Annotated in this window: 7 protein-coding genes; 1 reads left to right on the forward strand and 6 read right to left on the reverse strand. The window is 71.7% G+C overall.

Annotated elements, in window-relative coordinates; translation table 11 throughout:
• Positions 1-101: 101 nt before the first annotated feature.
• The 5 genes from ACIG47_RS19775 to ACIG47_RS19795 form a co-directional block, all read right to left on the reverse strand.
• Complete coding sequence (locus ACIG47_RS19775; protein WP_397432813.1) at positions 102-3,584, reverse strand: ThuA domain-containing protein; 3,483 nt, start codon at positions 3,582-3,584, stop codon at positions 102-104.
• Positions 3,585-3,764: 180 nt separating this feature from the next.
• Positions 3,765-4,943, reverse strand: a complete 1,179-nt coding sequence (locus tag ACIG47_RS19780; RefSeq protein ID WP_397432815.1) for a Gfo/Idh/MocA family protein — start codon at positions 4,941-4,943, stop codon at positions 3,765-3,767.
• A 75-nt stretch (positions 4,944-5,018) separates the two neighbouring features.
• Positions 5,019-6,074, reverse strand: a complete 1,056-nt coding sequence (locus tag ACIG47_RS19785; RefSeq protein WP_397432817.1) for a substrate-binding domain-containing protein — start codon at positions 6,072-6,074, stop codon at positions 5,019-5,021.
• A gap of 62 nt (positions 6,075-6,136) precedes the next feature.
• Complete coding sequence (locus tag ACIG47_RS19790; RefSeq protein ID WP_397415205.1) at positions 6,137-7,096, reverse strand: ABC transporter permease; 960 nt, start codon at positions 7,094-7,096, stop codon at positions 6,137-6,139.
• A gap of 17 nt (positions 7,097-7,113) precedes the next feature.
• On the reverse strand, positions 7,114-8,664 hold the full coding sequence (locus tag ACIG47_RS19795; protein ID WP_397415167.1) for a sugar ABC transporter ATP-binding protein: 1,551 nt from the start codon (positions 8,662-8,664) through the stop codon (positions 7,114-7,116).
• Positions 8,665-8,799: 135 nt separating this feature from the next.
• On the opposite strand from ACIG47_RS19795, the gene ACIG47_RS19800 reads away from it, so the two are divergent.
• Positions 8,800-9,921 carry an ROK family protein gene (locus ACIG47_RS19800; protein WP_397415164.1) on the forward strand — a complete coding sequence of 374 codons (1,122 nt, stop codon included), beginning with the start codon at positions 8,800-8,802 and terminating at the stop codon, positions 9,919-9,921.
• A 66-nt stretch (positions 9,922-9,987) separates the two neighbouring features.
• On the opposite strand, the gene ACIG47_RS19805 is transcribed toward ACIG47_RS19800, so the two are convergent.
• Positions 9,988-13,017 carry a family 16 glycoside hydrolase gene (locus ACIG47_RS19805; RefSeq protein ID WP_397432818.1) on the reverse strand — a complete coding sequence of 1,010 codons (3,030 nt, stop codon included), beginning with the start codon at positions 13,015-13,017 and terminating at the stop codon, positions 9,988-9,990.
• Between the last annotated feature and the right edge of the window lie 10 nt (positions 13,018-13,027).

Below are 13,027 nucleotides of genomic sequence, written 5' to 3' on the forward strand. Positions count from 1 at the left end.
CGGTTCAACGGGGTGTGGGGTGGGCCCATCTTTCCCCCGGGGTTTGTAACCGGGCCCGGGGGGGGGGGGGGGGGGGCGCCCCCCGCCCCGCACCACGCGTATCAGGTGCAGTCGGGCTCGTCGAGCGTCACGACGAGCCGTGCCTCGTCCCGCGGCCCGTCGGTCCAGTCCCCGCGCAGCACCAGCTCGGTCCCGCGCTCGGCGCGCGCGGTCACCAGGTAGCGGCCCGGGTCCAGGTCGTTCGAGTTCGCGACCGGGCGGCCCGCCTTCCTCCCGTCCCACGTGGTGATCCGGTAGGACCGCACGCCCTCGACGGCGCGCGGCACGATCGCCCCGCCCGCGTCGCAGGTGGGCTGCACGACGTCGACGGCGGGCGACGACGGGAGGTACGCGACCCCGTCGCCCACGAAGTCGAGCCAGTTGACGTTCGACTGGCCGGCCGTCTGCACGAAGTACAGCGTGCCGGTGCCGGCCGGGACGTCGTGCAGCGTCGCGGTGACGTCGGTGTAGACCTGCCAGTCACCGGTGGCCGGGACGGACACGCTGCCGATCTCCGGCCCGTCCGGTGCGTTCCACCGCACCGAGATCGGTCCGCCGCCGCTCGGCGAGGCCGCGCGCAGCGTGACCGCGTCGATGTTCGTCAGCGAGATCGGTGCGTACGCCCACCAGTCGTCGGGCTCGATGTACCCGATGTTCTGGCCGCCGCCCGCGCTGTCGCCCGTGCCCTCGCGCTGCACGCCGGGGTCGCCGCTGCTGGTCGAGCCGGGCAGCCGGCCGGTGTCGGTGAAGTACTCGGCCTGGAGGCGCTTGGGCTGCAGCACCTGGAGGTCGTTGGCGGTCAGCGGGACGCCCACCTCGCCGCCGTCGTCGGTGTAGGTGGCCTCCAGCGTCCAGAACATGTTCGCGTCGGCGCCGTGCCCGTCGTCCGCCGCGGTCTGCAGCACGCCGGTGCAGCCGGTGAGCTCCTCGATGGGGTGCGAGTGCGAGTCGTGGCCCAGCGAGGTGTAGAGGGTGACGTCGGCGCAGTCCACGGTGCCGTCGGGGTCGTCGACGTCGACCTCGTAGCGCACCCGGTCGCCCCAGGCGAAGAGCCCGCCGTCGTCTGGGACGGTGAGGGTGACCGTCGGCGCGTCGTTGCCGACCACGACGTTCACGTTCGCGACGCCGGTCGCACCGCTCGCGTCCGTCGCCGTGAGCTGCGCGGTGTAGGAGCCGTTCTCGGTGTAGGTGTGGGCCGGGTCCGGCTCGTCGGACGTGGTGCCGTCCCCGAAGTCCCAGTGCAGCGTGATCGGCTCGCCGGCCGGGTGCCGCGTGCCGTCGGAGGAGAACTGCACGGCGAGCGGCGCGTGGCCGTCCGTGACGTCGGCGGACGCCTGCGCGATCGGCGTGCGGTCGCCCTGGGTGTAGGCCACCCGGTAGACGCCGCTGGTGTCGTTGTTGCCGCCGAAGCCGCTGCCCCAGTCGATCACGTACAGGGCGCCGTCCGGGCCGAAGTCCATGTCCATGGCCCGGTCGAAGCCCGCCGCGGGGTCCAGGAGCCCGGGCAGCACGCGGTTGATGTCGACGAGGTCGTCGCGCTGCTCGCCCGTGAGCTGGAGCGAGTAGACCTTGCCCTGGTTCCACTCCCCCAGGAACGCCTTGCCGTCCCAGTAAGCGGGCCACTTGACGTCGGAGTCGAGCTCGGGGTCGAACTCGTAGACCGGGCCGCCCATCGGCGCGCCGCCGCCCCCGATCTCGGGGAAGTCCGGGTTGCCGCCGTAGCCGTACCAGATCTCGGCCTCCTGGGCGGGCGGGAGTTGGGCGAGCCCGGTGTTGTTCGGCGAGTCGTTGACGACGCCGCCCGCGCAGTCGAACGCCGCGCCGGACGTGCCGGTGGCGAAGTCGAAGTCGACGTACGGCGTGCTCGCGCCCGTGCAGTACGGCCAGCCGTAGAAGCCCGGGTCGCTCACCACGTTCCACTCGACGACGCCGGCCGGTCCGCGGGCCGGGTCGGCGGTCCCGGCGTCGGGACCGTAGTCGGCGACGAGCACGTTGTCGGTCTCCGGGTCGATGCCGATGCGGAAGGGGTTGCGGAAGCCCATCGCGAAGATCTCGGGCCGGGTCTGCGCGGTGCCGGGGGCGAACATGTTGCCCTCGGGGATCGTGTACGTACCGTCCGGCTCCGGGTGGATGCGCAGCACCTTGCCGCGCAGGTCGTTGGTGTTGGCGGCCGTGCGCTGCGCGTCGAAGGCATCCCGCCCGGACCGCTCGTCGATGGGGGCGAACCCGCTCGACTCGAACGGGTCGGTGTTGTCGCCCGTGACCAGCACCAGGTTGCCCGCGGAGTCGAACTGCATGTCGCCGCCCGCGTGGCAGCACCGGTCGCGCTGCGTGGTCACCTTCAGGACGGCGATCTCGCTGGCGGGGTCGATGGTGCCCGTGGCCGGGTCGTAGGTGAACCGCGAGACCCGGTTGTGCGGGCCGTCGCCGCCCACCTCCTCGGGCGACCAGTACAGGTAGACCCAGTGGTTCGTGGCGAAGGCGGGGTCGAGCACGATGCCGGTCAGGCCGTCCTCGTTCGCGAGCGTCACGTCCAGTGTCACGGCGGTGGTCGTCAGGTCGGTCTCCGGCGAGATCACCTGCACCCGGCCGTCGCGCTCGACGTAGAAAACGGTTCCGTCCGGAGCGACGTCGAGCATCATCGGGTTGGCCGTGTTCTCGTCCAGCGGCACCGTCTCGTAGCTCGAGTCCTGCGTGGCGTTGCAGTCCGAGTCGACGACGCCCGCCGCGGTCTGGATGCCGCCCAGCAGGTGCTGCAGGAAGGCCGGCTCCGCGTACGACTCGTTGGTGTGCCCGCCGCCCGTGTACCAGGACCGGCCGCCGTCGTAGGTCTGGCACCAGGCCGTCGGGTGGTCGGCACCCATCGCGCCGCCGCCGGGGTCGTAGCTGTCCTCGTCGAGGCTGGCCAGGACGTGCACGTCACCGCGCGGGTTGGACCGGAAGTTGTACCACTCGTCGTACCGGTCCCACCGGTCGGGCAGGTGCGCCGTGGACGCGTGGGCGTGGTCCTCCACGTCGATCGTCGCGTCCTGGTTGGCGGGATGGCTGTTGAAGTAGGCACCCACGAGCTCGCCGTACCAGGGCCAGTCGTACTCCGTGTCGGACGCCGCGTGGATACCCGCGTAGCCGCCGCCACCCTGGATGTACCGCTCGAACGCCGCCTGCTGGTCACCGTTGAGCACGTCGCCCGTCGTGGACAGGAAGACGACCACCTCGTAGCCGGCCAGGCCCTCGTCGGAGAAGACGCTCGCGTCCTCCGTGGCGGTGACGGTGAAGTCGTTGGCGGCACCGAGCTGGGTGATCGCCTCGATGCCGGTCGGGATGGAGCCGTGCCGGAAACCCGCGGTCTTGGAGAAGACCAGGGCGTCGAAGGGTTCCGCCACCTCGTCGGCGACCGCGTCGGCAGGTGCGGCGGCGGCCTCGGCCAGGACGGCCCGGGACGTGGTGGGTGGTGCGGCGGCCGCGGCCAGAGCGGCCGGGACGCCGAGCGCGGTCACGGCGGCTGCCGCGACCGCGGACCGCAGGATGCGGCGGGTTCGTTGCACGTTTCTCACCTATGGCTCCTCATCGAGTCGGGTCAGTACTAGTGCGGTGCGGTACTTCTCGTGCGGTCGTTCTCGTGCGGTACTGCCGGGGACCAGGAGGCCGGCCCGGACACGTGGTCCGGGCCGGTCCCGCTCCGCCCGCGAGCGCCCGGCCTACCCCGGCCGGGCGCCCGCCACAGCTCAGACCAGGGACACCCAACCCCCTCCGCCGGCCGCGCTGCGCTCCACGGCGTCCAGCACCCGCTGGACCCCGAGCCCGTCGGCGAACGACGGCGTCGGCTGCTTGCCCGCGGCCAGGTCGCCGATCAGGTCGACGACCTGGTGCGTGAACGCGTGCTCGTACCCGAGCCCGTGCCCCGGCGGCCACCACGCCCCGCCGTAGGGGTGCTCCGGCTCGGTCACCACGATCCGCCGGAACCCCGCCGTCGCCGCCTCGTCGGTGGCGTCGAAGAAGTGCAGCAGGTTCATGTCCTCGAAGTCGAAGGCCAGCGACCCCTCCGAGCCGTTGACCTCCAGCCGGATCGCGTTCTTGCGGCCCCAGGCGAACCGGGTCGCCTCGAAGGTCGCCAGCCCGCCGCCGGACAGCCGTCCGAGGAACACCGCGGCGTCGTCCACGGTGACCTTGCCGGTGCGGCCGGTGTCGGCCACCCCCGACAGGCCGGACGACGCCGTGGCCTCCGGACGCTCGTGCACGAACGTCTCCAGCAGCCCGCTCACGCCCGTGAGCGACTCGCCGGTGATGTACTGCGCGAGGTCCACCACGTGGGCGCCGATGTCGCCCAGCGCACCGGAACCCGCCTTCTGCTTGTCGAGCCGCCACGACATCGGCGCCTGCGGGTCGGCGATCCAGTCCTGCAGGTACTGCGCGCGCACGTGCCGCACCTGGCCGATCCGCCCCTGCTCGACGAGCTGCCGGGCGAGCGCGATGGCGGGCACGCGCCGGTAGGTGAACCCCACCATCGCGCGCACGCCCCGCTCGGCGGCGGCCTCCGCGGCCGCCACCATCGTCTCCGCCTCGGCCACGCTGTTGGCCAGCGGCTTCTCGCACAGCACGTGCTTGCCCGCCTCCAGGGCGGCCACCGCGATCTCCGCGTGCGTGTCGCCCGGCGTGCACACGTCGACCAGTCCGATGTCGTCCCGGGTCAGCAGGCCCTGCCAGCCGACCACGGCCTCGTCCCAGCCCAGCCGGTCGGCCGCCGCACGGACCGCGGCCTCGTCCCGGCCCGCCACCGCGCGCATGCGCGGCGCCAGGGCCAGGTCGAAGAACCGCGGCGCCGTGCGCCAGGCCTGCGAGTGTGCCGCCCCCATGAACGCGTAGCCGACCATGCCGACGCCGAGCTCGTTCTTCTCACTGCTCATACCGCGCCTCCCCCCACTGTTGTCCCACTGTCGTGCAGCACGCCCGGACGGGCGTCGTCCCGATGAGTCACAGCGTCAGGAGTCGAAGCCGATGGGCAGGTACTCCTCGACGTTGTCCGCCGTGACGACGGGCGCGAAGAGCTGGACGGTGCGCGGCACGCCGATCGAGGCGAGGTCGCTCACGTTCTTGTTCTGGGCGATCAGGCGGGCGAGCTTGACGCCGTCGGCCGCCTGCGTCGACGGGTAGATGACGGTCGCCTTGACGACGCTCTCCGGGTCCTGGATCTCCTCCATCATGTTGTTGGACCCGGCACCGCCGACCAGGAAGAACTCGTCGCGGCCGGCGTTCTCGATGGCCGCCAGGACGCCGATGCCCTGGTCGTCGTCGTGGTTCCAGATGGCGTCGATCTGCGGCTCGGCGGACAGCAGGTTCGCCGTCTGCTCCTCGCCGGACTCGACCGTGAACTCGGCCGCGACGCGGGCGTCGACGTCGAGCCCGCAGTCCTCGAGGGCGTCCGCGAAGCCCTGGCTGCGGTCCTGGGTCAGCGGCAGCGAGTCGATGCCCGCGATCTCGGCGACGACGGCGTCCGGGTTGTCGCCGAGCTGCTCGCAGATGTAGGTGCCGGCGCTCACGCCCATGCCGTAGTTGTCGCCCAGCACCGTGGCGCGGGCGGCGAACGGGCTGGTGAACTCGCGGTCCACGTTGATGACCGGGATGCCGGCCTCCATGGCCTCCAGCGCGACGTCGGTCAGCGCGGCACCGTCGAACGGGAGCAGCACGATGGCGTCGACGCCGTCGTTGATGAAGCCCTCGATCTGGCTGATCTGGACGTTCACGTCGTTGGTGCCCTCGGCGACCCGGAGGTCGACGTCCTCGTACTTCTCCGCCTCGGCGCGGGCCGCGGTGGTGATGGCACCCATCCAGCCGTGGTCGGCGGCGGGGGCGGAGAACCCGATGACGACCTCGTCGCCGGGCTCGTCGTTCTCGGTGACGGCGACCGGGCCGGTCGCGGCGTCCTCCTCGGTCTCGCGGGGCTCGTTGCTCACGCAGCCCGCCAGGAGCAGTGCGGCGCAGGCCGTGGCGGCCACGGCGCCGGCGACGCGGCGCGGACGGACGATGGACGAGGACATGGTGATCTCCCTTGATCCTGGGTGGAACTGCTGGGTTGTCTCGGACGGGGTGTCGCGCAGGGTCACGTGCTCGTCACCTTCTCGCGCGACGCGAACCACTGCTGCAGCAGCACGGCGCCCACGATGATCGCGCCCTTGGCGATCGCCTGGACGGAGCTGTCGAGGTTGTTGAGGACGAAGACGTTGGTGAGCGTCGAGAAGATGAGGACGCCCAGGACGGTGCCCATGATGGTGCCGCGGCCGCCGGCCAGGAGCGTGCCGCCGACGACGACCGCCGCGATGACGTCCAGCTCCAGCAGCGTGCCGTGCGTCGAGGAGCCGGCGGTGGTGCGGGCCAGGAGGATCACCGCGCCGATGCCCGCGGTCAGGCCGGCGAGCCCGTAGAGGTACAGGGTGTGCCGCTTGATCTTGATGCCGGCCAGGCGGGACGCCTCCGGGTTGCCGCCCACGGCGACGGTGCGGCGGCCGAACGTGGTGCGGTTCAGCAGGAACCAGCCGGCGGCGGCGACCACGACGAAGATCCACACGATCGTGGGCACGCCGAGCGGCCGGGACTGGAAGACGTCGAGGAACGGGTCCACGTACTGGATGACCTGGGTCCGGCGCCCGGCGATGATCTCCGCGAGCCCGCGGGCGGCGGCCAGCATCGCCAGCGTCGCCATGAACGCGGGCATCTTGCCGTAGGCCACCAGCAGGCCGTTGATCAGGCCGGCCACCAGACCGACGGCCAGCGCGGTCACCGGGACGACCCACCAGCCGTAGTCCTCCGCCATGTACTGGGTCGACAGCGTCGAGGCCCAGACGGAGGCCAGCCCGACGACGGCGCCGACCGACAGGTCGATGCCGCCGGAGGTGATGACGAACGTCATGCCGATGCTCACCACACCGGTCACCGCCGCGAGGCTCAGGACGGTGATGAGGTTGCCGGTGCTCCAGAACCGCTCACCACCGGTCGCGATGCCCACGACCACGAGCAGGACCAGGGCGAGCACGAGGCCGCCCATCCGCAGGGCCGGACCCATGAGGGCCGATCGTTGGCTCACGCCACACTTCCTTCCATGACCAGGTCGAGCACGGCGTGCTCGTCGATTTCGTGGGCCGGGCTCTCGTGCACGGCCTGGCCGTCGGAGATGACCAGTACTCGGTCCGCCAGGCCGAGCACCTCGGGGATCTCGCTGGACACGACGATCACGGCGGCGCCGTCGTCGGCCAGGCGGCGGATCAGGGTGTAGATCTCGGCACGCGCGCCGACGTCGACGCCGCGCGTGGGCTCGTCGAGCAGGAGCACGCGGCAGCCGTGCACGAGCCAGCGGGCCAGCAGCGCCTTCTGCTGGTTGCCGCCGGACAGCGTGCGGGCGTTGCGGTCCACGGACGCGGGTCGCAGGTCGAGGGCCTCGACCTGCTCCCGCGCCGCGGCGCGCTCGGCGCCCTCGTCGAGCAGACCTCCGCGGGCGATGCGCGCGAAGGTGGACAGGGTGATGTTGCGGTAGACGGGCTCGTCCAGGAGCAGGCCCTGGCTCTTGCGCTCCTCGGGGCACAGGCCGATGCCCGCGGCCACGGCGGAGTCCACCCCGCCGCGCAAGCGCTTGCCGCCCACACGCACGGTGCCCGACGTTGCTCGGCGGGCGCCGTAGATCGTCTCCAGGATCTCGGACCGGCCCGATCCCACCAGGCCCGCCAGGCCGACGATCTCGCCGGCGCGGACGGTGAGGGAGACGTCGGAGAAGACGGCACCGAGCGCGAGGCCCTCGACCTCGAGCACCGGCTCGGCGTCCTGCGGGACGCCCGGGCGCTCGGGGAACGCGTACTCGACCGAGCGGCCCGTCATGAGCTTGATCAGGTCGTCGGTCGGGGTGTCCGCCACCACCAGGCTCTCCGCGACGGTGCGACCGTCCTTGAGCACGGTGATCCGGTCGCCGAGCTGGCGGATCTCCTCCAGCCGGTGCGAGATGTAGACGACGGCCACACCGTCGGCCGTGAGCTCACGGACGATGCGGTGGAGGTTGCCGACCTCCTCGGAGTCCAGCACGGCGGACGGCTCGTCCATGATGACCACGCGCGCGTCGCGCGACAGCGCCCGGGCGAGCTGCACGATCTGCTTGCCCGCGGCGGGCAGGCTGCCCACCTCGCGGTTCGGCGAGATCTCGTGGTGGCCGAGCCGGTCGAGAAGCTTGCGGGTGTTCCGGGCCGCCTCGGACCGGCGCGTGACGCCGCCGCTCGCGAGCTCGTGCCCGAGGTAGATGTTCTCGGCGACGGTCAGGCCGTCGACGACGTCCAGCTCCTGGTAGATCGTCGCGATGCCGAGCCGGAGGGCCGCGACGGGGTCGGAGATCGTGACGGGGGTCCCGTCGAGCAGGATCTCGCCCGCCGTCGGCTGGTGGGCACCGGCCAGGGTCTTGATCAGGGTGGACTTGCCCGCCCCGTTCTGGCCCAGCAAGCAGTGCACCTCGCCGGGGCGGACCTCCAGGTCCACGCCGTCGAGCGCCCGCGCGCCGGGGAAGTGCTTCACGATGCCACGCATCTGCAGCAGGGGCTGCCGTGCCGTCTGAGGTGCCGGCTGCTCTGTCGGTTGGGGGTCTGCGTCGACCATGTATCGAACGTAGAGGGACTTTTGCCGACCGTCAAGCAAAAGTCGCGACTTCGTTGGCCATGATTCACTAGAGGCATGGTGGAAGTGGCACGGGACGTGGTTCAGCAAGCACCGAAGGTCTCTGGAGCGGGTGACATGTTCCAGCTCCTGCGTGACGGGCGACCCCGCACACGGGCTGACCTGGCCGCCGTCACGGGACAGGCCCGGTCGACGGTGGCGGCGCGCATCGACCTGCTCATGGCGGCGGGCCTCATCGCCCCGGCGGGCGAGGCGACGTCGACCGGCGGACGCCCGCCCGCGACCTTCGCGTTCGCGCCGTCCGCGCAGGTGGTGCTGGGTGTGGACCTCGGCGCGACGCACGCCCGGCTGGCCGTCACCGACCTCGCCTCCACCGTGCTCGCGCACCGCGAGATGCCCCTGCTGATCACCGACGGGCCCGGACCGGTGCTCGACCGCGTGGCCGAGGCCGGCACGGAGCTGCTGCGCGAGGCCGGACGGTCGGCCGGCGAGCTCGCCGGCGTCGGCGTGGGCCTGCCCGGGCCCGTGGAGCACGCGACCGGCCGGCCCAACAACCCGCCGATCATGCCCGGCTGGGACGACGCCGACGTCCCCGCGATCCTGGGGGCCCGGTTCGACGCGCCGGTGCTCGTCGACAACGACGTGAACATCATGGCCCTCGGTGAGCACCGGGCCGCCTGGCCCGACGTCGCCGACCTGCTGTTCGTCAAGGTCGCCACCGGCATCGGCGCCGGGATCATCGCCGACGGCGCGCTGCGGCGCGGGGCGCAGGGCTCCGCGGGCGACATCGGGCACGTCGCGGTGCCCGGCGTCACCGACGTGGTGTGCCGCTGCGGCAACGTCGGGTGCCTGGAGGCCATCGCGAGCGGGCTGGCCGTCGCGAACCGGCTGGAGGGCGCCACCACCCCCGCCGACGTCGTGGCCATGGTGCGTGCCGGCGACGTCGCCGCGAGCCAGGCCGTGCGCCAGGCGGGCCGGGACATCGGCGCCGTGCTCGCCACGAGCGTCAGCCTGCTCAACCCGTCGATGATCGTCATCGGCGGCATCCTCGCCGACGCCGGCGAGCACATCGTGGCCGGCATCCGCGAGGTGGTCTACCAGCGCTCCCTGCCCCTGGCGACGCAGCACCTGCGCATCGTGACCGCCCGCACCGGCACGCAGGCCGGCGTCCTGGGCGCGAGCGCCATGGCGGTGGACCAGGCCCTCTCCGCCGAGGCGGTGGACCGCCTGGTCGCCTGACCCACCCCGCGCACACGACAGACGCTCAGGTCACCCGCGTGACCTGAGCGTCTGCCGTGCGGGGACCTAGCTCAGGTCCTTGACCCGGACGTCGCGGTAGCTGACCGCCTCGCCCTGACCGTGGTTCTGGAGCCCGATGAACCCCTGGCTGAGGTCACGCGCTGGGTCGGTGCTGACGAAGTCGTTCACCAGCTCGCCGTTGAGGAAGACCTTGATCGTCTGCCCCTGGACGCGGATCTCGTACGAGTTCCAGGACCCGACCGGCTTCAGCGCGCGCTCCACGACCTCCGGGTCCGCGCCCTGGAAGGTGTAGATCGCGCCCGTGGTGCGGTCCGGCAGGTCGGTGGCGTCGATCTGGATCTCGTACCCCTGGTTGACGGCGATCCACGGGTCGTTGCCCGGGTCCGGGAAGCCGACGAAGACACCGCCGTTGTCGTCCTTCTTGAGCTTCCAGTCGAGCTTCAGGCTGTACTCGTTCAGCTCCGTGGAGTGCCAGAGCAGACCCATGCCACCGGCCCCGCGGATCGTGCAGTCGGCCTGGCGGCCGAACGAGCCCGGGCCGGCCATGTTCCAGCCGTCCAGCGAGGCCAGCGTGCCGTCGAACAGCGCGGTGTAGCCCCGCTCGTACCGCTTCGGCTCGCAGATGTCGGCCCCGCCGCCGACCTTGAGGAGGTCGAGGTTGACGTTGCCGTCGTCGTCCGCGTCGTACCGCAGGGTGATGGTGTTGACGCCCTTGCGCAGGTCGAGCGACCGGGTCGCCGTCGCCCAGGTCTTCCAGTCACCCGTGGACTCGAGCGCCCACGGCTCGACCTCCTCGCCGTTGACGAGCACCGACACCGTCTTGGTGCCCTGGAACGGGTTGGGCCCGTTCGAGTAGCGCAGGCTCACCGGCTGGGTGCCCGCGCGCTTGACGGTGGTGGTGAAGGTCGCCGAGGCGCCCACCTCGGTGAAGCCCGCCGCGAACCCGGAACCGGAGTAGCCGTTGTGCTCGTTGGCCACGTTCGCGCTGCCGCGGAGCGTCGCCTCCTCCGCCTCCTGGAAGCCGGCCGGGGCCTTGTACCCGGGGATCGCGTTGAGGGTGTACCAGGCCTCCGTGTTCCAGAGCTCCCGGCCCTCGGTGTCCGCGAACGGGCGCGGGCTGCGCAGGTGCACCACGTAGCCGGGCTGGCGCCCGTCCACGGTGAGCGTGACCTTCGTGCGGTCCCGGGAGACCGTGGCGCCCGAGACGAAGAGCTGCTGCTCGTCGACCTTCGGGCCGCCGTAGGCGCGCGTGGGCACGTAGCGCCAGTGGTCCAGCCGGAACGCCGCGTTCGGGTTCTCGGCGATCTTGTCCACCGTCTCCTGCGACAGCGGCTGCGTGTACTCGACCTCGAAGCCCTTCTTCGTGACCCGCATCTCGGTCATGTCGAAGGCCTCCTCGCCGTTGGGCGTGAGCTTCTGCAGGCCGTAGCGCAGCTTGCCGGGCTCGCTCCAGTTGCCGCCCTCGCCGATGCCGCCCACGTACAGGGCGCCGTCGGGGCCGACGACGGTGCGGTTCACGCCCGCCTCCAGACCGGCCGAGTGGCGGAAGACGGCGCCCTGGTACTCACCGTCGACCTTCTCGAGGAAGCCGCGCTGCAGACCGCCGTAGGTGACGTCGCCGAACACGAGCTGGCCCGCGTACGGGCCCTCCTCGAGCTGCACCGGGGCACTCGGCGAGTTGCCGATCTCGTTCTGCGGCACCCAGAGCGCCGGGGCGGAGACGGGCTGGTCGTCGTACGGGCCGGCCGGGTTGGTGAAGTGGTTGAAGAACTTGCCCTGCTCGATGTGCACGAGCTTGGAGCTGGGCAGCCACGCGCCCTGGTTGTCCATCACGAACAGCTCGCCGTCGGGGCCCTTGACCATGCCGTTCGGCGTACGCAGGCCGCCGGCCACGTACTCGACCTCGCCGGTGCGGCGGTCGATCCGGATGGCCGTGCCGCGGTTCTCGGCCGGCTGCGGGTCCGTGGTGGCACCACCGTTGTTGATGGCGACCGACAGGTTCACGTAGAAGTACTTCCGGTCGTGCAGCAGACCGAAGGCGAACTCGTGGAAGTTGCCGCCGAAGGGCCACTGCGCCACCGTGCGGTGGTTGTCGTAGAAGCCGTCGCCGTCCGGGTCGGTGAGCTCGGTGAGCCCGTCCCGCTCGGACACGTAGATCGAGTCGCCGATGACGGCCACGCCCATCGGGTTGAACAGGTCGGTGGCGACCTTCTCGTACGTGACCTGGTCCTTGGACGTCTCACCGGTCACGTTGTCGAGCAGGAACACCTCACCCGGCTCGGGGTTCTCGACCCAGCCGCCCGGGCTCACCGAACCGGAGGTGACCACGGCGAGGCGGTCGTCGTCGGTCCAGTCGAGCGCGGCGACCATGGGCTCGAACCCGTCGGGGCGCAGGTCGGTGAGCGTGTAGCCCGGGTAGACCGAGTCGAGGCGCATGCCGTCGCCGGCGCTGTCGTCCTGACCCTCGCAGTACTTGGTGCCCGGCGCGGTCACGCGCACGACGCCGGCCTCGGTGCTCAGCACGCTGGACGGCACGACGACGAAGTCGCTGGTACCCGGCGTCCGCCACTCGAGCTTGAGGATGTTGTCGTTGGTGTTGTCGAAGTACTCGACGCGCAGGTCGTGGTACCCAGCGTCGAGCGCGACGGTGCCCTCCTTGGACGTTGCCTCGTGCAGGCCGTCGTGGTCGATGACCACGGCGTCGTCGATGACCAGGCGGGAGCCGTCGTCGCTGGTGAGCCGGAACTCGTAGTTGCCGGCGGCCGGGACGTCCAGGTTGGCCAGCGCGTGCGCGATGAAGCGCTCGCCCATCCCGAAGTCGGCCTCGGTCGAGTAGTCGATGGTGGGCTTGAGCTGGTCGACGTTCGGCGTCTGACCCGAGCGGAGCGTGCACAGCTCGCTCAGGTCGCGCGCCAGGTCATAGGTCCGCAGCGTCACCCCCGGCTCCTGCGGCGGCAGGTCGTCCGCCGCCGTCGCGGCGGGGACGGCTCCCGACAGCATCACCGCTGTCAGCGCGACGGCGGTCGCGCCTGCGGCCGCCTGTCGCGTGAGGGTCGTGGTTCCACGTTGTGGCATGAGGTCTCCT

The sequence above is a fragment of the Promicromonospora sp. NPDC052451 genome (assembly GCF_044547525.1).
GTDB lineage: Bacteria > Actinomycetota > Actinomycetes > Actinomycetales > Cellulomonadaceae > Promicromonospora.

What these genes read in the sequence shown, in the direction of transcription:
- ACIG47_RS19780 (WP_397432815.1), bottom strand. Translation starts at nt 4,943, where the DNA reads ATGAGCAGTGAGAAGAACGAGCTCGGCGTCGGCATGGTCGGCTACGCG.
- ACIG47_RS19785 (WP_397432817.1), bottom strand. Translation starts at nt 6,074, where the DNA reads ATGTCCTCGTCCATCGTCCGTCCGCGCCGCGTCGCCGGCGCCGTGGCC.
- ACIG47_RS19790 (WP_397415205.1), bottom strand. Translation starts at nt 7,096, where the DNA reads ATGGGTCCGGCCCTGCGGATGGGCGGCCTCGTGCTCGCCCTGGTCCTG.
- ACIG47_RS19795 (WP_397415167.1), bottom strand. Translation starts at nt 8,664, where the DNA reads ATGGTCGACGCAGACCCCCAACCGACAGAGCAGCCGGCACCTCAGACG.
- ACIG47_RS19800 (WP_397415164.1), top strand. Translation starts at nt 8,800, where the DNA reads ATGTTCCAGCTCCTGCGTGACGGGCGACCCCGCACACGGGCTGACCTG.
- ACIG47_RS19805 (WP_397432818.1), bottom strand. Translation starts at nt 13,017, where the DNA reads ATGCCACAACGTGGAACCACGACCCTCACGCGACAGGCGGCCGCAGGC.